This window comes from Cetobacterium sp. ZWU0022, from assembly GCF_000800875.1.
Classification (GTDB): Bacteria; Fusobacteriota; Fusobacteriia; order Fusobacteriales; family Fusobacteriaceae; genus Cetobacterium_A.
The window spans coordinates 22,093-45,907 of the sequence record NZ_JRJZ01000077.1; the positions used below are offsets into that span (position 1 = coordinate 22,093).

Genomic DNA, 23,815 nt, shown 5'->3' on the forward strand with positions numbered 1-23,815 from the left:
ATATCTTCGGTCATGACCGAAGATATTTTTCACCTCATTAGTTTATTTCACTCTCAATAGCAACATCTTTTCCGCTAAAAGCCATTCCTATTTTTATTACCTTTGATACCCCATTATTTTTCATAGATATATCATATTTTTTCTCATTTATTTGAGCTAAAGCTTCCTTCGCTTTCTCATGGATACTGTTTTTATCTCCTATTTTAAACTCAAATATCAATCCAAAATTTCTCTTATCTTTAGGCTCTAAAGCTATGTCGTATCTTCCATAACCACTTTCTCTATTAGAAGTTATTATATATTTATCACCTAAAGTTAAAAGAAGACCTAGCATAAAGTGATGATAATACTTCTCACTATCTCCACCGTCGTGGTAACTTATTGCTGATAGATATAAATCTTTAAATTTATATTGGAATCTTTCAATCTCACCTTTATACAAATCCTCAAGCATTTTAAAATACAAAGCTGTTTTTCCATGACTATATTCTTTAATAAAACTGTTCTTAAAAAATGACTGCACTTCATAGTTTGGAATTTTTAAGAAATATGTCTTTGCACCAGTTATATCTGAAATTTGCAATCTATCATATGTTAAATATCCTGAAAATAACATCAACGACCAGATTGTATCCACATCATCTAAATCAGAAAATACTATATTTTCTGTGATTACTTCCTCTATTTCATTTCCACTAAAAACAGCTTTTAAATCATCTAATACTTTAGAATCATTTTTATTTAGCAACTGCTTTATTAAAGCATTGTCACTAGTATTTATCCAATATGGATTAATCTCTTTATTGTTAATACAATTTATAATAGACCAAGGATTATATACTAGCTTATTTCCAAATTTATAACCGTTGTACCACTTTTTAATCTCTTCTACTTCATAATCTAACTCGTAGTATTTTAAAGCTATCTCTACTTCTTTTTCACTCAATCCAAAATAATTAAAATTATTATCTAATATTGTAGATACAGTAAGATTATTAAGCCCTGAAAATATACTTTCCTTTGCTACTCGCAGTATTCCCGTAAGAACTGCGAATTCTAAATATGGATTTCCTTTTAATGCTGCACTCAAAACATTACGGAAAAAGAATATTGCTTCATCATAATATCCCTGTGAATGAGCAGTAACTAAAGGTGTATCATATTCATCTATTAAAATAATTACTTTTTTTCCAAACTTTTCATATAACTGCTCAGATAAATTTAAAAGTGAATTTTCCTGTGCATCTCTTTTATCTTCTAAAACAAATCCATATTTTTTATACTCTTTTTTTATCAAAGCCATAAACTTTTCTAAACATAGCTCCCAATTACTAACTTTTATATCTTTTAAGCTAATATATATAACAGGATACTGCCCTGCGTACTCCATTTTATCTGTATTCGTAATATCTAATCCATCAAATAATTTTCTATTAGACTCTTTATCTTCTATGTTAAAGAAATAGTTAAGCATTGACATATTTAAAGTTTTTCCAAATCTTCTAGGTCTAGGTAATAATATTACTTTAGATTTTTTATCTAGCACTTCATTTATTAGCATCGATTTATCAGCAAAATAATAGTTATTTTCTATTATCTCTTTAAAATTATCTATTCCTACAGGCAACTTTTTCTTAACCATCTTTTTCACCTCACTAATATATTTTCTTTAAGTATACCATATTTTATCTTTCTAATATAGAAATTGTCTTTAGAACGATTTGATAATATTTTTCTAGATCCTCTTTAGTTAGATACGGAATAATATTATCATTAATATATTTTTTTGAGACACCTAAGCTTAGAACAGCACCTGTTTTCTTTATCAATCCTGCTCCACCTATTTCATTATGAATATGATTAGACATAAATGTCACTCCACCGCAATCTTGACTAACTATTGTCGCTAACTCTGAAACAATTCGAACTTTTTCTTCTGATAGATTAGCTAAAGCTAATTCATTTCCTAATTTTTCAATTTTCTTCCCTATATCCATAGTTTTTAATTTAAGAGAATCAACTTTTCTTTTCATACTTCCTAAATCATAATAACAAAAAGGATAGCTTAAAGTACTACAAGCTTCAACTAATGCATTAACAACATCAATATTATCATCTTGTTTATCTCCTCTTACGATAAAAGTATCAGTTTTTAAATCTCCTAAAGCATCATTAAATAATTTAGATTCTAAAACAATTGTCGGAATTTTATCTAATTTAAAATATTCAACAATTAATTTTTTAGAAAAATAGTTAGAATTGCCTTCTAAGTCTTCATTAGGACCAATTCCTCCAAGAGTAGCATTGACTGTAGCTAAAAAAGATACTGATGTATTTCCTATATCTAAAACAGCTCCTAAAATATATCCATAATTATCTCCAACATTCTCTTTTGTTATTTTGAAATTATCAGGAAATTTTTTATAAAAACCATCTAACAAAGCATTAGCAATAGCTGATTGTAACGCTACAGGTACCTCTAAAACTCCTTGCCCATAGATTCGACCAAACTCTTTTAAAACAATAGTATGAGTCATCAATGCTTCTTTTCCTATTAACTTTTTTATAATATCTTTTTCAAATGGTGTTATTCCTCTTCGAGCAATACCGTATCCAATACCACCGTTTTTTAAGTTTACTATAATTTTATTTTCATCAAAAGTTATATCAAATATTTCTAACGATAACTTTGTAACTTTTTGAAAAAAATATAATATAACTGCTAGTCCAACTGAATCATCTTGTACTTGCCCATTAACGCTGTGACAATGACCACATCCTACATGACCAACTACACCAATTGAACCAAATTTTTTTTCACTAAATTTAATCATCTCAAACTCCTCTAAAACACTTCAGCTTCTTAATTCTTATTCTTTGCAAAAACTCTAAATAGTGATAAATCTTTTAATTTTTTCAAAAAAATCACCTCAAAATACAGTATTATTATTAGATATAAAGTATCAATAATTTTTAATTACTTTAAAATTTACAAATCTATTAAAATTATTTTTATTTTATCATATGAAAAATACTCAGGTAGGTATTCTTTTATTGGCTTCAATCTCTCCATTCCAACTTTCTCCACAGCCTCAATCACTAAACCTTTCTCTTCTGTTGTGTATAACCTTGACAAATCTAATCCTACAATCTCTTTCTTAGCTTTAGAAAGATGGTTAAGAACCGTAGTAACTACAATCTGCTGAGTTGCTGCAATATCTTCAATAGATAAACCTTCCATAAATAACTCAGCAGTCTTTTTGTAACTAGGTGATTTAGTTAAAGTTGATTTTGTTGAAATCTCTAATTTAGAGGTTACACTACTATCATTCGTTTCTTCAATATATTTATTTAAAATGGAAAGAATTGAATCACCATATTTTTCAAACTTAATTTCTCCCATACCATTTACTCCAAGTAACTCAGCTTTACTTCTTGGTTTATAGTTACATATTTCAATTAAAGTTTTATCTGAAAAAACAACGTATGGTGGAACCTTTAATTCAATGGCGGTTTCTGTTCTATACTTTGCTAAAATCTTAAATAGATTTTCCCCACCCTCTATCAATGATAGTGAAGCACTGTTTTTAAAACTCTTTTTAGATTTTTGAATAGAAGTATCATTATTTAAAATTTTCATAAGTAAAGTTTCATTATTTCTAATAAAAGAGTATGCTTTTTCTGTCAATCTTATTAGAGGATATTTACCTTCACTTACTTTTAAATACTCATATCCTATCATATAATCAATAATTATTTTTATCTCTTCTAAACTTTTATCTTTTAAACACGCATATGTAGATTGTTCATTTAATCTATAATCTTTTATTTTGGCTGTATTAGCTCCTTTTAAAACCTCTGAAATCAATTTAACACCAAACCTATCATTTAGCCTTCCAACACATGATATAATTTTTTGTGCATCAATTGTTATATCAAAAACTTCTCCTTCATTTTCACAGTTACTACAAACTCCACAAGATTCTTCCAATGTATCCCCAAAATAGTTTACTATGTATTCTGATAGACATCTATTTGTTCTTGTATAGTTTTCCATACATGATAGTTTTTCATATTTTATTTTTGAAAACTCAGAATCTGTATTTTCGTTCTCTATAAATAACTTTTGAATCACCACATCTTTCGGATGATAAATAAGAACACACTCTGAGTCAAGTCCATCTCTTCCTGCTCTTCCTGCTTCCTGATAATAACTTTCAATATCTTTAGGTATATTATTATGAATAACCCATCTTACGTTTGATTTGTCAATTCCCATACCAAATGCGTTTGTCGCAACAATTATTTTAATTTTATCCAATATAAAATCCTCTTGATTAGACATTCTTTCATCATCAGACATACCAGCATGATATTTTCCAACTTTAATTATTTGAGATAAAATTTCATAAATCTTATCACACTCTTTACGAGTAGAAACATATATTATTCCACTTTCATCAGAATGAGAATTGATAAACTTTTGAATAAATTTAAGATTATCTATATTCTTCAAAATAGAAAATTTTAGATTTTTTCTTCTAAATCCATTTCTAAATATATTGGCATTTATATTCAAACTAGCTAAAATATCTTGAATTACCTCTGATGTAGCTGTAGCAGTAAAAGCCGTTACTACTGGAGAGTAATCTAAGCTTTCCAAGAATGTCTTTATATTTTTATAACTAGCTCTAAAATCATGACCCCATTGAGATATACAATGTGCTTCATCCACAGCTACTTGAGATATTTTTATTTTTTTTATAACTGATAAAAATCTACTATTTTCTAATCTTTCTGGAGCAATATAAATAATTTTATATTCGTTATTCATTAAGGAGTTATAAGTCATTTCACATTCGTCATTTGAAAGAGAACTATTAATAAATGTAGATGGGATTCCATTTTGGTTTAAAGCATCAACTTGGTCTTTCATAAGAGATATAAGTGGTGAAATTACAATTGTTAAGCCTTCAAACATTATTGCCGGGATTTGATAACATATAGATTTTCCACCGCCAGTTGGCATAATAGCTAATGTATTTTTCTTTTCTAAAATATTACTGATTATCTCTTCTTGCCCTTCTCTAAAATTCTCATAACCAAAATATTTTTTTAAAACAACATTTTTTTCCGTCATTCAACCCTCCTTATTTTATATTTTTATATAATTATATTATATCTTATTTCTTCTATTCTGTTAAACAAAAATATCTTCGGTCATGACCGAAGATATCTTCTCATTTTTAAATTTCTATCAAAGAGTTAGTTCTAAATATCTCAATAACATCCACATTATATTTTTGAATTCTCTTTTTTAACTCACTACTAACATAAAAATTCTCATCAAAATGCATTGGAACTATAACTTTAGGTTTTATATTTTCAGCAAAATATTCACTTCCTAAATAGCAGAACTCCTCTAGTCTTGGATCAACAGGGAAAAAAGCAACATCTATATCTTTATTGATTCTAATTTTTTCAACAATCCCTTTATATAACTCTCTCATATATTTTTCCTCTGCTTCAGTATCATCTTTCCAATACCACCAATTCAAATCTCCAGCATGGAAAATTTTCATTTGATCCACTTCTACTAAAAACGAAACACCTAAGTCAGACGACCCATATGCTTTAATCGTTATATCTCCTAAATTTAAAATTCCATCCTCTGACATCTGATGACAATTTTTTATATCTCTATCTAAAACTATATCACTACTTAAAATATAAGTTAGTTCATGATTTTCATTTTTCCAGTTTAAAATATCTTTATTAAAATGATCATAATGGCCATGAGAAGAAAATATCATCACCTTTTTCAAACTTTTAGAAATCATATCAACTAAAGATATATCATCTATATCAGTTTTTAGTGGCATCTTATAGTAATCAAAAACTAATAAATGTTTTTCTGTTTCAACTACAAAACAGCTGTGATATATATAAAATACTTTTAAACTTTTCATAACTTCCTCCTAAACTGATTTGCTTTTACCATTTCTATCATAGCCATTCTTGTCATAACCATATTTATTATACCCTGCTTTATCATAACCTTTCGAGTTATAACCACTTCTATTGTAACCCTCTCTATCATAACTAGCTTTATTATAACCATATTTATCATAACCTGCTCTGTCATAGCCGTACTTATCATATTCATCATGATTTTCTACATTAAAACTTTCTCTATTATATCCCAATCTATCATAGCCTGTTCTATCAAATCCTGCTTTATTGTAACCATATTTATCGTATCTAGCTCTATCGTAACCATTTCTATCGTAACCACTTCGGTCGTAACCCTCTTTATCATAGCCAAATTTATCATAGCTAGTTTTGTCAATTTCTGAATTTAATTTAATATTTTTTGAGATTCCAGATTTATTTAAACCATTTCTATCATGACCAGTTCTATCATAGCCTGCTTTGCTATATCCATTCCAATCATATCCCATTCTGTCATAACCTGCCTTATTATAACCAAACTTATCATAACCCGCTCTATCATAACCATATTTATCGTAATCAGACCTAGAATAACTATTTGCAAAATCATTTCCATAAATCTCTTTATTATAACCAAATCTATCATAGCCTTCTCTATCATAACCATTTTCATCATAACCCAAGTCATCATAAATCTCTTTATATTTTAACACTTCCTTCGTTTTATCATCAGTTGAATTTTTCTCTTTTATTTGCTGAACTTTATGTGTTTGTTCTCTAATAGCCTTATTTCTTAATTTTCTTGTCATTTTTATTTTCTTTTTTCTTTTAAGTATAACTCCTAAAAAAACTGCAATTATAATTAAAATACTGCCTGTTACTAACATAATTTTGATGCACTTCCTTTATTTTCTAATTTTACTATATTATACCTTGAAATATTATGATATCATAGTTTTTTTGAAATATTATGATATAAAAAATAGGGTCAAAATAGACCCTATCTAACTAAATTTATCCAATTTTTACTTTACAACTCTAGGTGGAATAACTTCTAACCAGTATCCATCAGGATCATTTATAAAATAAATTCCCATAGCTGGATTCTCATAGCAAATACATCCCATTTCACTATGCTTTTTATAAGCTGCCTCGTAATCATCAGCAACAAAAGCTAAGTGGAACTCTTCATCTCCTAAATCATAAGCTTCTTCTCTATCTCTTAACCAAGTTAACTCTATTGTAAATCCAGTTTCTCCATCTCCCATATAAACTAAGATATAGCTACCATCTTCAGCTTCTTTTCTTCTTACCTCTATAAGCCCTAACGCATTTTTATAAAACTCCATACTTTTTTCAAGATTTAATACATTGATATTAAAGTGATTAAATACAAATTTCATTCTAACTCCTCCCTAAAAATATATTCAAGTAAATAATAACCTAATTATGCATCTTTTGTCAATTTTTGTATTATTGTTTTTCTTGATTTTAATTCGTTGCATTTATTGCACCAATAACTTAAAGATCCACACGCTGCTAATTTTTCAAGTTCACTTCCACAGTCAGGACAATAAGCTTTTTTTATATATTTTACTTCGCAACTTTTACAAGTATATTCAGTTCCAATTTTTTCCAATTCACAACCACACTCTAAACATTTTTGATCTTCCATTTTCTCCTCCAAAAATAATTTTCTATAACTTATTTATATCTTCTAAAAGTTTAATCAATTTCTTTTCAAATTCAATGTTTTGCTCCTGAGTTCTTTTCTTAGGCCCCTTTGTTCTCTTTCCTGCATTTCTTAGCTTTTGAGACATATGTCTACTAAAAAGTAAACTCTCTATATTGAATTTATTATAAATCAACCCATCTTGGTTTATTGCATGAGCTCCTTTTGATAAAACGATTGATGCCAATCCATAATCTTGAGTTACAATTATATCTTTCTCCTCACTTTTAGAAATAATTGTAAAATCTACTGCGTCTACTCCCTGAGAAACAACAACTGTTTGCACTCCATCTCTTTCAATCTTATGAGCATTATCACACACTATTAAACAACTTATATTTTTAGACTTTGCTACTTTTATTGCAATATCTGTAACTGGACAGGCATCTGCATCTATTATTATTTTCATCTTAGCTTCCTTTAATTAATTTATTTTCTATTACTATTTTAGCAAAACTAAGTATCAAAAATCAAGAATCATATATTATTTCATTTTCAAAACTCTTCACTTTTTTAGAAACCCTTAGAGCTGATAAAAAAACGGTAGAGTATTTGTAATTGATTCAGGGAGTACTTTAATATGAAACCTCTTTTGCAAATCTATCTAAAGGAGAATCTATAGTTGAACTTTTCAATTCTCTAAAGTTTGATTATGCCACGCTTGGTAATTATATCGTCATTAAAAAGATTCAAGACAGGGATTTGAAATTAGCTCTCGAGAACTGTCTAAAAGTCTTTTTTGAGTACAATAAACCACCTTTAAATCGAATATACAAAAAAATTCGATGGCAATTCAACTTTAGATATTGTTCCAAGATTAATTATAACTTAAATATAAAAATATCTTCGGTCATGACCGAAGATATTTTTATATAATTTTTATTTATTGTTTTTTACTATTTAATCTTAAAACAACAGACTTAACCATTTCAATTAAAATCTCTTCTGTTATCTCATCCAAATTCTTATATAAAAGTATCTCTTTTCCTGCTTCAAGCCTTAACATCATAGTTTCATCAAAATTCATCTCAAAAAGTCCTGAATAAAATTTAACTTTTTGGCTAACAGAATCATAAATCTCAGATAAAGTCATTCCTTTTTTATTTTTTATCTCTTCTGATAAAATTTCAATTTCTTCAATATTATTTTCTTTATTTTTAAAATACTCTGTTTCTATTAAATATTCTAAAGTCAAAGATTTCTTTGCTGCTTTAAATGCAATCTTCTGAATTTTTGTATCTTGACCACATTTTTTTATATAATAATCATATGCATTTTTTTCAATAATTTCTTTCTCTTGATCATCTAATACTAAAAATTTTTGGAAATTGTTTTCAAAATCTTTTTTTATAAAATCATCAACTTCAATTTTATGATCATCTAATGGTAATTGTTCAACAATTACTTTTTTAGGTGGTAGTTTGACTATTTCCTCATCTTTAGTCCAATCGTTTTCCAAAGCTTTTATAAAATAAGCTCTAACTTTATCCACTTTATTTTTCTTCATATAAATTGCAACTTGTTGAACTTTTTCTAGTCCATAAGACTCTATAGAATCTTTTATAGTTTTTGGCATCGTTTTTAAAGTTTTTGCTTTTGCCGGCATTAAGTTTAAAACTTCATCTATCATCTCTTGAGTGACATTAATAAACTCTTTTAGATTTTCTGTTTCCTCTTCTTGAAGATCCTTATTTTCTGTATGACTGACTAAAAGTTGACTCTGAGTAAGATGTCTAAACTCGTTTAAATCATCAAAAAATCTTTGTTGTTTATCTTGAACTGTAAAATCATAGAAAAAGATTTCAACTTCAGCGTTCTCCCAGGTTCCATCTTTTTCCAAAATGAAATCTTTTATTAATTCTTTTTCTTTTAATTCTTGAAAACTTTTCATCAAAGTTTTTACAGTTCTTCCAATGTTTGTTTTATCAAATTTTAATGGAATTCTTTTTATTAGATAGATTACATCTATTTTTAAATATGTTTCACTAAATCTAAGTTTTTCAATTAACATATAAATTGTTCTTGCTGTACTAGATTCTATTTCTAATAGTACTGCAGCATCATAAACTAAATATCCTTTTGCTAAAATATTCTTATAGAAAAAATCTGATATCTTAATCTGATAAATCTCCTTTATTCTTCGGTCATTTATCTGTGCCTTTATTTCTGCATTTTCTTTTCTCTCTAAACTAACAATATCTAATTCAAAAATCGATCTTGTTATCTCTTCTTTTAATACAGATTTTAATTCATTAAAATACATCGTATTTTTAAAACTATAAAATGTATTAGCTATTCTTAATAAACTTTTTTTTATAAGCTCATTAGCTCTATTTGTATTGAGTCCTAATTCTTTTTTTAGTTCACTCAACGTTACCCAAAATTTCTGTGGCATTCCTCGATCTTTCATTATTTTCATTAAAACAATAAAAACTTTTTCTTCCATCTCTCCGGGAATATGATAACCTGAAGCTGGGGTAACAGTAATATACGTATCTCGATTATTATTAAAATAATATTTGACAATTTGATTTGTTTTTCTCTTTGTATTTTTACTAAATATAGGATATTGAATTATATTCATATCCATACGTATCAATGCTCTATTTTTCAAAAAACTTTCATCTAAGGTTATATTTTCTTCTACTATTTCTGTTTCGGGTGTATCAATTACCTCTTGAAAGTTTAAATTGTTGCTTTTTTTCTTTTTAGTTATTTTCATAAATCAACTCCAACAATTTTTTCGTCATTATATGGGTATATCTCACTTTTTTCTATACTTTTTCTTAGATTCTAATAGATTATACCTAAAATATTGATAATTTTCAAGAAAAATACTCCCACTTAATGAAGAAATTTTATTTTATAAAAAATATACTCCCAATAAATGTTGATAAAAAAATACAATTTTATATATACTCCCATCTAATGTTGATGAATGCTCCCACCTAATGACGAAAGATGTCCCATCTAGTGTTGATAAATACTCCCACCTAATGACGAAGAATACTCCCACCTAATGACGAAAGCATAAATTGATTATAAACGCTTATAAATAAAGGCTTTGAAAGCTTTTTTTTTTCATTTTTTTTGTACATAACAATATATAACAATATATAACAATATATAAACAACTATAAACAATATATTTTTAAAAGTTTATTTAAAAAAATAAACGCATTTTAATATTTAAATTAAAATATGCGTTGACTTTTGAAAATTTATATAGTATTCTTTAATTATAATAAAAAAAGAGGTATTCAAAATGATATACCCCTACTGGCAATAGAAGTATATCATTTTATCCTCTAAAAATCAAGGAGGGTATAATTTATGAGATTAATAACTTTAAAAAATGGAATTGAAGTAACTCTTTATTTTAAAAAAAATTCAAAACAAGAAAAAGTAACATATATCGTTAAATCAGAAGAAGAAGCTTATAAAATAGCTCAATTACTTTTATCTTAAATAGGGAGATTAAATGATTTTTGAAAAAAAAATAAATTTAACATTTAACAAAAAAAATAAAATATCAACAGCATATTTGAATATTCCAATAAAAGGAATTAAAATAATGAATGAACCTAAGTTTTTAAATTTTATTTATAATGAAAAATTAAATGAAATAACTTTTAAAAAATGCGAAAATGGACAACCATTAATTATTCAAGCTAATGGAAATACAAAACTTTATAGAATAACTCTAGATAAGGAAATTATTGAAAAAATTGGCTATAAAAAAAATCAATTAGTTAAAATAGATATTACAACAGAACAGATGAAAATAACTTTTAATCAGGAGGAAAAAATGTCTAAAATAATTTCTATTATAAATTTTAAAGGTGGTGTTGGAAAAACAACAACAACACACTGTATTGGATCAGGAATAACTTTAGAAAATAAAAAAGTATTACTAATAGATACAGATCCACAAGCAAGTTTAACATTTACAGCATTAAATGAAACTCCAAAACTGACAATAAAAGATATCTTAGTTGATCAAAAAAACATAAATGATGTAATTATTGAAACTCAAAATTTTGATTTAGTTCCATCAAATTTAATATTAAATCTAGCAGAAAGACAATTGACATCTAAATTTGGAACTGAAAAATTATTAAAAAAAGCTTTAGATAAATTAGAAAAAACGTATGATTATATAATTATAGATTGTCCACCAAGTATGAATTTATTTACTGTAAATGCTCTTTATGCATCAGATTATGTATTAATTCCTTGTGAAACAGAACTTTTGGCTTTAGATGGATTAAATCTTTTAATTCAAACTTTAGAACAAACAGAAGAGGAATTAGACGTCAAAATAAAAAATACTTTAATTTTACCAACAAAGTTAGATAAAAGAAAAAAAGTAAGTAAAGAAATTTTTGAACATTTAAAAGATAACTTTAAAACAACAGAAACAACAATAAGAACATGTTCAAAATTAAATTTGTTAGGTCTTAATAAAGATTCTATTTATCAAATAGATTCATCATGTACAGCAGCAATTGATTATAAAAATTTAGTGGGGGAAATTATTAAATGGGATTGTTAGCAAACTATAAAAAAAGTGAAGTTATTATAAAAAAAGATAAGTTTGAATCAAGATTTGATTATACTGATTTTAATCAAGAAGATAAAGAAATACTGATTGAATTAGAAAAAAAAGCAACTCATACAGGAAATTTATTAAAAGAAAATTTAAAAGAATTAGGGGATGTTTTTTTAGAGGCCCATAAAATTTTTTCGAATAATAAAAATGGTATGTTTGGAAAATGGTATGAAAGTTTAGGATTTAAAAAAGATTTTGTTTATCTATGTTTAGACAGAAGACAGCTATCTTTACAATATAATTCAAATGAAATATATAAATTACCAGATAGAGCAATTAAAGATATTAAAAAAATAGAAAAAAATAACGAAAAAATAGTTTTTGAAATTTTAGAATCAGAAAATCCAAAAGAAAAAATAAAAGAATTTAAAGAAAATTTATCTCAAAATAAAATTCAAACAGAAAAAAATATAAAAAAAGAAAATCTTAAAATAAAATTAACTGGATTGTTAAAAATTATAAATATAAATGAATTTAGTGATGAAAAATTATCAAATATAGAAGAAATTATATTTGAACTAGAAAAAGAATTATTATAAAAAAACCTTTTGTAAATAAAGGTTTTTTTGTATAATATATAAAATTTTATTTAATTAGGATTTACACAGAGGAGAAAAAATGAATAAAAAAACATTGGCAATAACAATTTCAGCACTTGGAATAGGGTTAAATATAATACTGGCAACACTAGCTAAGACACTTCATATTCCTTTTTTATTCTTAGACACAATAGGAACAATATTATCTGCAGCGTTACTGGGACCATTTTTTGGAGCTATTACGGGAATGATAACTAATATTATTACATCAGTTGTAAATAATCCAATAGAATTACCATTTGCTATAGTTAATATGATAATAGGAATAGTTGTAGGATATATTGTTAAAAAATTTGGTTTTGACTTCAAAATAGCTGTATTTACAGGAATATTGCTTTCAATAGTAGCTCCATTGGTTGGAACACCTATAGCAGTTTCTTTATTTGGAGGTCTAGCAGGAGGATCAATGGATATTTTAACAGGATGGCTTGTTAAAAGTGGACAAAAAATCTTTACAGCAGCATTTATTCCAAGAATTATGTCTAATTTAATAGATAAAGTTTCATCATGTATTATTGTATCTATACTTATAGCAAAACTTCCAAAAAGTATATTAAATAAAATAAGAGGATAAAAATGAATAGATCTAAAAAAATTATAATAATATCACATTGTATTTTAAATCAAAATAGTGTGGTTAAACCTTATGCTAGAAAGCAAGATGAATTTTTAAAGTTTTTACAAAATAAAATTTTAAAAAACTATGGAATTATACAATTACCTTGTCCAGAAATAAACATTTTAGGTTTAAAAAGATGGGGACATGTAAAAGATCAATTTGAATATAGTGGATTTGTAAATGAAAGTAAAAAAATGCTGCTTCCAATTGTAAATCAAATTAAAGACTATTTAAAAAATGGTTATGAAATAGAGGGCATTTATGGAATTTCGGGAAGTCCAAGTTGTGGTGTGAATAAAACTTGTAGAGCAGATTGGGAAGGAGAAACTAGTTGCTATGAAAGCTTAGAAGATATTAGAGGTAGGGTGAAATTAGTTTCTGAGAAAGGTGTCTTTATGGAAGTTTTAGAATCAATTTTAAAAGAAAAAAACATCTCTTTAAATTTTTATGATGTAGAAGAATGGAGTGAAAAAGTTGATTAGATTAGAGTGTATAGATTTTTCTTATGACGAGAAATCTATATTTGAAAAATTAACTGTTAATTTTGAAAAAGGTAAGTTTTATACTTTATTAGGAAAAAATGGTTCTGGAAAAAGTACATTGCTAAAATTAATTTTAGGTATAGAAAAACCTAAAAACGGAGAGATTTATATAGACAATGTTAACTTAAAAACTAATTTATATCATTGTAGAAGACAAATTGGGATGGTTTTTCAAAATCCAGATGAGCAAATTGTTACGGATATTGTTGAAGAGGAGATAGCTTTTTCAATGGAAAACTATGGGTTTGATTCAGAGGTTATGCTAAGAAAAATAGATGAACTACTATTGGAGATTGAATTTGAAGGAAGAAATTTAGAAAAAATATCAAAACTCTCAGGAGGAGAGAAGCAAAGATTGTGTATAGCTTCTGCCTTAGCATTAAATCCTAAAATTTTAATACTTGATGAGGCTACTTCTATGTTAGATCCGCACAATAGAAAAATAATATTAAATCTTTTAAAAAAATTAAAAGAAAAAGGAGTAACAATTATTTTAATAACTCACCATTTATCAGAAATAGAGTTTTGTGATGAGGTTTTATTATTGAAAGGGAGTGAAATCGATTTTAAAGGCTCTAAAGAGCATTTTAACGAACTTTTAGTAAAAGGGGAACTTGGAGCAGGACTAGATCTTCCCACGATGTTTAAGGTAGCTAAAAACATTTATTTGCGTACAGGAATTAATTTATCACAAAATGTTTTTGATTTAGATAAAATGGGGGAAAGTTTATGGAAATCTCTTTAAGAGAAATAAATTCAGGATATGAAGAAATAGTATTAAAAAATATAAATTTAGATATTAAAAGTGGAAGTTATAATTTTATTATAGGAGAAACAGGAAGTGGAAAATCAACTTTACTTCAAACTATAGGATTTTTATTAAAAAACAAAACAGGAGATATTTTTTGGAAAAATAAAAACCTTTCTTTAAAAGAACACTTGAAAGATTATAGAGAAAATTATGGTTATATGTTTCAATATACAGAAAAACAATTTTTTAATAGCACAATTAAAGAGGAAATAATTTATTCTCTAGTGAAAAGAAAAATATCACCTGAAGAGATTGAAAAAAAGCTAGATGAAATTTTAGAGTTGTTGAAGTTGTCAAAAGATATACTAACTAGATCTCCGTATGAAGTTAGTGGAGGACAGAAAAGATTTATAGCACTAGCTTCAATACTAATAACATCTCCTAAAATTTTGTTATTAGATGAACCTACTGCAGGTCTTGATATAGAAAATAAAAAGTTATTTTTTACAATTTTAGATAAATTGAAAAAAAGTGGAATAACAATAATTCAAATATCTCATCTTTTAGAAGATGTATTAGAGTATGGTGATAATGTTGTTGCTTTGGAAAAAGGTAAAATTATAGCACAAGGAAAACCTTTTGAAGTTTTAAAAAATTCAGATTTGGATTTTATAAAATTTTGTGAAATTATGAATAATTTTGGTGTTTCTACAGAAAATATAAGAAATATTGATGAACTTCTAGAAAGGATTAGATAGTTATGAAATTACAAAAGTTTGACCCAAGAACTGTATTTTATACAACTCTAATCTGTATAATTGCATTGGGATTTATAAAAAAATCTTATCAAATTTTAATTTTGTTACCCGTAATATTTTATCAAATAAGACTTTTTTCTATAAATGTAGAGAAGTTAAAAAAGATTTTAAAATACTCTTCGGGATTAATGATTTCAATAGTAGTTATAAACTTTTTTTTAATAGGAAGACCAATTGATTATGTAGTTATATCTTTTTCTAGATTGATTATAATTATATTTTTAGCTACTTCGATGGTTTCATCACTAGAGATAAGAGAAATTGGTTTTGTAATAGAAAAAACACTATCCCCTTTAAAAATTTTTAAGATTCCTGTAGAATCGATAGGAATTATTACAGCACTTTCATTTAAGTTTGTTCCAATGTTACAAAAGGAAGCTGAAAGAGTGGTGTTAGCCCAAAAGGCTCGAGGAATCGATTATGAATTGATGACTTTAAAAGAAAAAGTAGAAAATATAACAACACTTTTTTTTCCAATTGTTATTTCAGGAATTCAAAATGCAATAAATTTAGCGCTATCGATGGAAGTTAGAGGATATGGAAATGGAGTTGTAAGAAGTAGATTGAGAAGTTATAGGTTTCTTAAAAAAGATTATCAACACTTAATTCTTGTAACTATATTTTGTATAATGTTTTCATTTTTATGTATAATATTTTAAATCTTAATAAAAATATCATAGTCACTACATTTTATAAAACATTAAACTGTAGATGGTTATGGTATTTTTTTTTGATAATATAATTGAAAAATAATAGATAGTATGTTAATATTGTTACAAAAGTTTTTAAATGAAATTGAAATAAAAATACAAAAATGAAAAATAGGAGGCTTTAATATGAGTTTGAACATAAAAACTAATGAAACTATAGAAGAGTTAAAAATTTATAGAAACACAAGTTTATCAACAAGTGAAGACAGTAAACAGTTTAATTATAGTATTCATTCTAACGAGCCATTAGGTATAAAAATTTTACAAAGTTGTTCAATTGAGATTTTAATAGAGGGAGAAAATATAACTGGTGATGCCAATATAAATTTACATAATATAGTAAATTTAAAAGGTATAAAAAAAATTCCTGTAAATGTATGGACTAAAATAGATATTCCAGAAATGGGAGGATTATTTATAGATGTACAAAATATTAAAAATGGATTAGATTCAGTTGATGAAAGATTTAGTTTTAGTGTAAAAGTAAAAATGAATAAATCAGATTATATACTTGCTTCTATTTTTGATATAAGAGAGGAAAAGATTTCAAGGAATATTTTATCTAAAGAGGCTTTTCACGAGAAAGTATTTTTAAATCAGAATGGAGATGATCCAGGATTACTTATAAGTGACAATGTGAGAATATACATTCCAATGATAAAGCATCTTATAAAGAAAAATAACGAACAACCAATGGATATATTAGAAACGTTAGAGATGAATGAGGATATAATCGCTTTATATAATAAATTAGCTGGTCTAGATGAAAATAATGAGAAGGATATGCATAGACCTAGAAAAGGTTTTTTCTTAGTTACTGGAAGAGAAGAGCATAGAGGATATATGTCGGCTGGAAGTACTATGCTAGATTGTGCTCCTAATAATATTTTATCATATTTTGGAAGACCTAAAAAAGGTGAAGCTGTTTGGGGTATGTATCATGAGTACGGTCATCTTTATGAGCAAGGATGGGGATTCACAGAGTATTGGAACAATATGTTTGCAAATTCTAAAACAAGAATAGATAAAAATGATCCTACTTGGTCTTGGGCATATGGGAATAAGCAACAATATGAAGAAACAAAGGTAGTAACGTCATATATTGATTATTTAACTAAAGGTGAACAGAACAAGAGAATAGTACCTATGTATTTCTTCTTAGCATTTATTGATAGTATTGACAATGAGTTTATGCAAAAGCTTGAAACATTCTGGAGAGAAGAAGGAAAGTATTATGGTTGGGATTTTGTCGCATACTTTATAGCTAGGCAATATAAATTAAATGTAATACCTTTTATAAAGATGTGTGAACTACAAGATGTTACAGATTTTAATGCAATTGATGATATAATTGATTCTTCTGAATCTTCATATTTATATATAGATCAAAACTCTTGGTTTGATTCGGTGAGAAATATTTCTATACCGCCTACAGTGAGAAAAATATACCCTGGTAGAAATAGAACTTTAAGTGGAATAGCTAATCCAGAGGCTGAAATAGAAATAAAATTATGTCAAAATAGATATATAGTAACAGCGGATTCGTTAGGAAAGTTTTCGTTCTTAGTTCCAGAGATAATTTATTTAAATTCAGAGTTTAAAATAAAATCAATTGAAAAAAATAAAGTTTCGAGTCATGAGATTGATATTATAGTTTCAGATGATAAACCTAAAGTACTTTTCAAAGGATTCAAAGATGAAGTTTTTTTAAGAGTAGAATTTGATTTTGTAAATAAGAAATTTATAGCATCATCATCAGGAGTAGCAGCTAATGTACATTATCATTCACCAGAATATATTGTGATAGAGCATTATAATAAAAAAAATAAATTAAAAAATAGATATTCTGTAGCGGGATCTTCGAATGCTGATTATGTTTCAAATCTATTAAATGAAATGAAATTTATAGAAGGAGACTATTTAAAACTCTCGCATAAAGAGCAGTTTAATAGATTGGCTTTACTAGGTGAAATTAAAGATACTAAAGAATATTATGATCACGGGGTTAAAAATCTAGATTTACAAAACTCATATTTCTATATAATGAAATCAGATATATTGTATTCAAAAGTTCAATTAGAACTTAATGTAAATAAAGATGATTTAATTGAACTGATAAAAGAATGCAACTATAACAAAGATGATTATTCTAAAAATAGTTACGATGAATATGTTTTAGCATTAGGTAAATCAATAGAAGTTCTAGAAGATGACGATGCTCTAGAAAATCAAGTTGTTGAGGCATATAGAGATTTAGAAAAAGCAATACAGAATTTAAGAAAAAAGAATAAAATTATATTTAAAGGATACAATAATGTTAACTTCTGTGAAATAGTATTCAACGATGATTCTATGATGCTTGACGCTAAGGGAATTGACACAACAATACACCCATTCCATGGAAGTAGCAAGTATGCAGAAATAAAGCTATTCAATAGAAGAGGAGTAGTTAAAGGAAATTATTCAATAAAAGCAAATGAGAGTAGTTTAGAGTTTGCTAAAGCTATAAGTACACTAACTTTTGAAGAAACGGATTATATTAAGTTATATCATTTAGAAAAAAATAGCAGAATGATAATAGAAGGATTTGTTGAAAATACGCCATCTAATTTAAATAATGGTTGTTCAGCTATAGATTTGGAAAATAGTTATTTCTATATACTAAATGAAAATCTAAAATATTCAAATATATTATTAGATTTATCAGATGATAAAACTAAGTTAAAAGATAGGATTGAAGAATTAGAAAAGTTAGATTCTAGTGAGTATACAAAACTTTCTTTTAATAATCTACAAATGGTTATTCAAAAAGCTAAACAGTTGTTAGAAACACCAAATTTAACAGAACAGGAGATAACATTAATTTTAGAAGAGTTAAATGATGTTGAACATGCCTTAAGAGAAAAAAATAAAATTCTGTTTAAGGGATATAATAATGTTATTTTCTCAGAATTGACATTCAACTACGACTTAATGAAATTTGAAGCTAGTGGAATAGAAAATATGATTCATCCATATCAATATTCACGTAAATATTCAGAGGTTATACTATACAATAGAAAAGGAATAGTAAAAGGTAGTTGTAGTGTAAATGCAAATCAAGATAGTATGACATTTGCAAGCAATTTAAATAGTTTAACATTTGAAGAAACAGATTATATTAAGTTGTACCATTTAGAAAAAAATAATAGATTAGTAGTGAGTGGTTTTGTTGAAGATACACCGTATAATCTCTCTACAGGTTGTTTTGATATAGATTTAGAAAATAGTTATTTCTATCTATTGAATGAAAATTTAAAGTATACGAATACTTTATTAGATTTATCAGATGATAAATCTAAATTAAAAGATAAAATTGAGGAGTGTTTAGAAATATCTCCAGAAAATTATACGAAAGTAAGTTATAACTATTTAAAAAGTCATATAGAGTATGCTACATCAATGTTATCTACCCCTAATTTAACTCAAGTCGAGATTGATTTAGAGGTTCAAAGATTAGATGAAGCAAAAAATAATCTAAAAGAAAAAAATAAAATCATATTTAAAGGATATAACAATGTACACTTCTTAGAATTAACATTTAACTATGATTTAATGAAGTTCGAAGCAAAAGGAACGGACTCAATAGTGCACCCATTCCACTATGGGCGTAAATATGGAGAGGTTATTTTATATAATAAAAAAGGAATAGTAAAAAGTAGTTTTAGTGTAAATGCAAATGAAAATAGTATCCAATTTGCAAATAAGTTAAATAGTTTAATATTTGAGGAAACGGATTATATTAAATTATATCATTTAGAGAAAGATAGTAGATTAGTAGTAAATGGCTTTGTAGAAAATACACCACATGATTTATCAACAGGTTGTTTTGATATAGATTTAGAAGATAGCTATTTCTATATATTAAATGAAAATTTAAAGTATACTAATACTTTGTTAGATTTATCAGATGATAAAACTGAGTTAAGAAAGAAAATTGAAGAATACTCACAGATACCTTCTGAAAAATATACTAAAAAAAGCTATGATTATTTTAAAAATCATCTGAATTATGCTCAGTCAATATTGGAAGTTCCTAATTTAACTACTGATGAAATTAATTTAGAAATTGAAAGATTAGATATTGCAAAAAATAAATTGAGAGAGAAAAATAGAGTTATATTTAAAGGGTATAATAATACTATTTTCTCAGAATTGACATTCAACTATGATTTAATGAAATTTGAAGCTACTGGAATAGAAAATATGATTCATCCGTATCAATATTCACGTAAATACTCTGAAGTTGTATTATTCAATAAAAAAGGTATTGAAAAAGGTAGATGTAGTGTAAATGCAAATGAAAATAGTATGACATTTGCAGATAGTTTAAATGCGATGAGTTTTGAAGAAACAGATTATATTAAGCTACATCATTTAGAAAAAAATGGTAGATTAATGCTAAATGGATTTATAGAAGACACACCCTATGATTTATCAACTGGTTGCTTTGATGTAGATTTAGAAAATAGTTATTTCTATATATTAAATGAAAATTTAAAGTATACGAATACTTTGTTAGATTTATCAGATGATAAAACTGAGTTAAGAAAGAAAGTTGAGGAATACTCGCAAATATCTTCAGAAAAATATACTAAAATAAGTTATAACTATTTCAAAAATCATTTAGACTATGCTGTGTCAATGTTAATAGTTCCAAATTTAAATGCAGATGAGATTAGTTTAGAGATTCAAAGATTAGAAGATGCAAAAAATAAATTAAGAGAAAAAAATAAACTTATATTTAAAGGGTACAATAATGTACATTTCTTAGAGGTAACCTTCAATTATGATCTAATGAAGTTTGAAGCAGAAGGAAGAGAAGAGATTGTTCATCCATTCCATTACGGACGTAAATATGCTGAACTTATATTATTTAGTAAAGATGGAGTTATAAAAAGAAGTTGTAGTGTAAATGCAAATGAAAATAGCTTGTCGTTTGCAGCTGCTTTAAATAACTTAAACTTTGAAGAGACAGATTATATCAAATTATATCATTTAGAAAAAGATAATAGATTAGCAATAGAAGGATTTGTAGAAGATACACCATATGATTTATCAACTGGTTGTTTCAATATAAATTTAGAAAGTAGTTATTTTGCTATTTTAAACGAAAATTTGAAATACTATACACAAAATTAGAATAAAAAATATCTTCGGTCATGACCGAAGATATTTTTGTTTATTAGAAAGTATATTTAAATCCAGAATAGAAAGTTCTTCCGCTTGAAGGATCGTAAACTTTTTCTCCGTTAGAGATACCTTCTTGATCGAAGTTTTGTCTATCAAGAAGATTGTTGATTCCTCCAAATAGTTTTAAACCATTATCAAGAGTATAGTTAACACTTAAATCTAAAGAAACAGCATCTTTAGCTTTATATTTGTTTTCTTTATCTAAGTAGTATTGATCTTTATAGTTAAGAGTTAAAGCTGTATTAAAGTTATTTGTAAAATAGATAGCTGTTCCTACATTAGCGTTTGTTTTAGGAGTATATGGAACATGATTTCCTTCGATAGATCTATTTGTTGAATCACTAGAGATAGTAGCATCAACAAAAGCTAAGTTTTCGAAGAATACAAATTTTCCAACAGATTGCTCTAATCCCATTTCAAACCCTTTTCTTTTAGTTTCATCTAAGTTTGAGTAAGTCCAGTGTTTTCCGTGTGTAACTTCTTCGTAATAGATCTCATCTTTAGTTCTACCTGCAAAAGCGTTTAATGATATGAAACTTCCGAAAGCAAAATCTTTTAATCCTATTTCAATAGTTTGATTTGTTTCTGCTTTTAAATCGTTGATAGCATAGACATTATTTATCTTATCTTGGAACTCAGTTGGAGCTGGAGTTCTGAAACTTTGCTCAAATCTAGTATAGATATTACCTGTATCAGAGTATAGGTAGTTGATTGCAAACTCGTAACTATCATTTCTCATAGATTTTTTTATCTCTTCAACTTGTAATCCAGTATCAACATATCCTCCATTTACAAATCCAGGAGTAACTCTGTGGTAGTAGTGAGTAGTTTTTGTTGTATCATATTTTGTCCACTCTCTTCTAACACCTTGTAAGAATTGTAATTTATCTACAGATGTTTTATTGAATACATAAACACCATGACTCTCTTTTTCACTATCTAAGTTATAAACTTTATACATATCCATGAAGTTTTCAAAGTCTCTACTACTTTTTTGAAGCTTATAGTCATATCCAAAAATAAGGTAGCTATCATTTCCATACTCATATTTAATAGATGGATTGATTTTAAATTTTTCATCTGTAAATGTACCTATGCTATCAGCATAGTAGTCTCTGTAATCAAGCATTCCAAAGTTGGCCATAGTAGCTTCTTTTGTATGAACATCATTTTTATTCTCTTGGTAGCTCATATTTAAATTTAGTGAAACTTTAGAGTTGATAGTTTTATCGTAGTTCATAGCGAACTCATTTCTAGTTAAGTTACTTTTATCTAATTGATCGGTAGAGCCTTCAAGAGCAGAAGAACCTAATTCAGCTCCAGTAAAATCTACTCCTGATTGAGAAGCATTAGCATCTAACTCAGCCTTGGTTAACAGCTCAGCTGTTTTAGATTTTTTGTTGTAGTATGTATATTGTAATTTTAATTTGTCATCCTCACTTAATTTTAAAAGTGTAGTTAAATTAAAATGCTCATTTTTTGTATTTTCATAATCTCTATTAGTGTCGTTATCCTCTTTAGAATAATCAATAATAAAAGCTAGATTATCATTTACTTTTATAGAAGTTCCTGTTTCAAATCTACGTTCGTTGTCACTTCCATATCTAAATCCAACATACCCTCCTGTTTTATCAACAGAAGATTTAGTTATTATATTAACCAATCCACCAGTGAATCCATCTCCATAAAGAACTCCATTTCCCCCAGGAAGAATCTCTATTTTTTCGATAGATGATACAGAAACTGAATTTAACGGTAAAGTACCGTGGTTTATATCAACTGGATTTATAGCAGCTCCATCAACAAGAACTTGAACTGTTGCTTTAGAGTTTAATCCACTTCCTCTCATTTGAATACTTTCTCCGACAGAGTTTCTTGTAATTGTGATTAGAGGTGAACTTTCCAAAACTTCTGTTATATCTTTAAAGTTTTTTTCACTGATTTCCTCTTTTGTAATTATTTGAATGTTTTTAGTAGTATTTTGTAAAGATTGTTCATATCCAACAGTAGAGATAACACTCTTCTCTAGATACACTCCTTCACTACCAGGTTCCATAGCATGGCTTAGAGCTGAGATTACAAGCCCTAAATAAATAAAGTGTTTTTTCATTGAAATCCTCCGACTAAATATTTGATAATCAAAATAATATTACCACAATATTTATTGTTTTGCAAGAAAATAATATTAAATATTTAAATAATTTGAAATTCAAAGTAAAATATGCTAAAATAGTATAAATTAAACTTG

Annotated in this window: 19 protein-coding genes; 9 read left to right on the forward strand and 10 right to left on the reverse strand. The window is 26.6% G+C overall.

The annotated features are described in order from the left end of the window. Positions 1-37: 37 nt before the first annotated feature. The 9 genes from L988_RS06135 to L988_RS06175 all read right to left on the reverse strand — a co-directional run bounded on the left by L988_RS06135 (position 38) and on the right by L988_RS06175 (position 10,406). Positions 38-1,642, reverse strand: coding sequence for an AAA family ATPase (locus tag L988_RS06135; RefSeq protein ID WP_047382593.1), 1,605 nt, complete (start codon positions 1,640-1,642; stop codon positions 38-40). 43 nt (positions 1,643-1,685) lie between these two features. Beyond that, positions 1,686-2,834, reverse strand: coding sequence for a hypothetical protein (locus L988_RS06140; RefSeq protein WP_052191722.1), 1,149 nt, complete (start codon positions 2,832-2,834; stop codon positions 1,686-1,688). Between the two features lie 155 nt (positions 2,835-2,989). After that, positions 2,990-5,140, reverse strand: a complete 2,151-nt coding sequence (gene recQ / locus L988_RS06145; RefSeq protein WP_047382594.1) for a DNA helicase RecQ — start codon at positions 5,138-5,140, stop codon at positions 2,990-2,992. 106 nt (positions 5,141-5,246) lie between these two features. Then, the gene (locus L988_RS06150; protein WP_047382596.1) at positions 5,247-5,969 is read right to left on the reverse strand and encodes an MBL fold metallo-hydrolase; all 723 of its coding nucleotides are present in this window, start codon (positions 5,967-5,969) and stop codon (positions 5,247-5,249) included. 9 nt (positions 5,970-5,978) lie between these two features. After that, entirely contained in the window at positions 5,979-6,839 is an 861-nt protein-coding gene (locus L988_RS13255; protein WP_052191723.1) for a hypothetical protein, read from the reverse strand. Between the two features lie 138 nt (positions 6,840-6,977). Further along, positions 6,978-7,355: a VOC family protein gene (locus L988_RS06160; protein ID WP_047382598.1), complete on the reverse strand. Its 378-nt coding sequence runs from the start codon at positions 7,353-7,355 to the stop codon at positions 6,978-6,980. A 44-nt stretch (positions 7,356-7,399) separates the two neighbouring features. After that, a complete protein-coding gene (locus L988_RS06165; protein WP_047382599.1) occupies positions 7,400-7,627 on the reverse strand; it encodes a zinc ribbon domain-containing protein in 228 nt (75 codons plus the stop codon). A gap of 22 nt (positions 7,628-7,649) precedes the next feature. Then, positions 7,650-8,093 carry a YaiI/YqxD family protein gene (locus L988_RS06170; protein ID WP_047382600.1) on the reverse strand — a complete coding sequence of 148 codons (444 nt, stop codon included), beginning with the start codon at positions 8,091-8,093 and terminating at the stop codon, positions 7,650-7,652. A gap of 474 nt (positions 8,094-8,567) precedes the next feature. After that, positions 8,568-10,406: a hypothetical protein gene (locus L988_RS06175; protein ID WP_047382601.1), complete on the reverse strand. Its 1,839-nt coding sequence runs from the start codon at positions 10,404-10,406 to the stop codon at positions 8,568-8,570. Positions 10,407-11,017: 611 nt separating this feature from the next. Here L988_RS06175 and L988_RS14030 point away from each other — a divergent pair. From L988_RS14030 to L988_RS06215, 9 genes are all read left to right on the forward strand, one after another. Beyond that, on the forward strand, positions 11,018-11,152 hold the full coding sequence (locus tag L988_RS14030) for a hypothetical protein (RefSeq protein ID WP_255359931.1): 135 nt from the start codon (positions 11,018-11,020) through the stop codon (positions 11,150-11,152). A gap of 13 nt (positions 11,153-11,165) precedes the next feature. Beyond that, positions 11,166-12,239, forward strand: a complete 1,074-nt coding sequence (locus L988_RS06180; protein ID WP_052191724.1) for a ParA family protein — start codon at positions 11,166-11,168, stop codon at positions 12,237-12,239. Next, positions 12,227-12,835, forward strand: coding sequence for a hypothetical protein (locus L988_RS06185; protein ID WP_047382603.1), 609 nt, complete (start codon positions 12,227-12,229; stop codon positions 12,833-12,835). The genes L988_RS06180 and L988_RS06185 overlap by 13 nt, the downstream gene beginning before the upstream one ends. Before the next feature lie 79 nt (positions 12,836-12,914). After that, positions 12,915-13,469, forward strand: coding sequence for a CD3073 family putative ECF transporter S component (locus tag L988_RS06190; RefSeq protein WP_047382604.1), 555 nt, complete (start codon positions 12,915-12,917; stop codon positions 13,467-13,469). A 2-nt stretch (positions 13,470-13,471) separates the two neighbouring features. After that, on the forward strand, positions 13,472-13,996 hold the full coding sequence (locus tag L988_RS06195) for a CD3072 family TudS-related putative desulfidase (RefSeq protein ID WP_047382607.1): 525 nt from the start codon (positions 13,472-13,474) through the stop codon (positions 13,994-13,996). Next, a complete protein-coding gene (locus L988_RS06200; RefSeq protein ID WP_047382610.1) occupies positions 13,980-14,801 on the forward strand; it encodes an ATP-binding cassette domain-containing protein in 822 nt (273 codons plus the stop codon). The genes L988_RS06195 and L988_RS06200 overlap by 17 nt, the downstream gene beginning before the upstream one ends. Next, positions 14,786-15,565 carry an energy-coupling factor ABC transporter ATP-binding protein gene (locus L988_RS06205; protein ID WP_047382612.1) on the forward strand — a complete coding sequence of 260 codons (780 nt, stop codon included), beginning with the start codon at positions 14,786-14,788 and terminating at the stop codon, positions 15,563-15,565. Before L988_RS06200 ends, L988_RS06205 begins: the two co-directional genes overlap by 16 nt. Positions 15,566-15,567: 2 nt before the next feature. Then, positions 15,568-16,284, forward strand: coding sequence for an energy-coupling factor transporter transmembrane protein EcfT (locus L988_RS06210; RefSeq protein ID WP_047382613.1), 717 nt, complete (start codon positions 15,568-15,570; stop codon positions 16,282-16,284). A 177-nt stretch (positions 16,285-16,461) separates the two neighbouring features. Beyond that, positions 16,462-21,516 (forward strand): putative mucin/carbohydrate-binding domain-containing protein, encoded by a 5,055-nt coding sequence (locus tag L988_RS06215; protein ID WP_047382614.1) that lies wholly within the window; start codon positions 16,462-16,464, stop codon positions 21,514-21,516. A gap of 43 nt (positions 21,517-21,559) precedes the next feature. On the opposite strand, the gene L988_RS06220 is transcribed toward L988_RS06215, so the two are convergent. Continuing rightward, positions 21,560-23,677 carry a TonB-dependent receptor gene (locus L988_RS06220; RefSeq protein ID WP_047382615.1) on the reverse strand — a complete coding sequence of 706 codons (2,118 nt, stop codon included), beginning with the start codon at positions 23,675-23,677 and terminating at the stop codon, positions 21,560-21,562. Positions 23,678-23,815 lie beyond the last annotated feature (138 nt).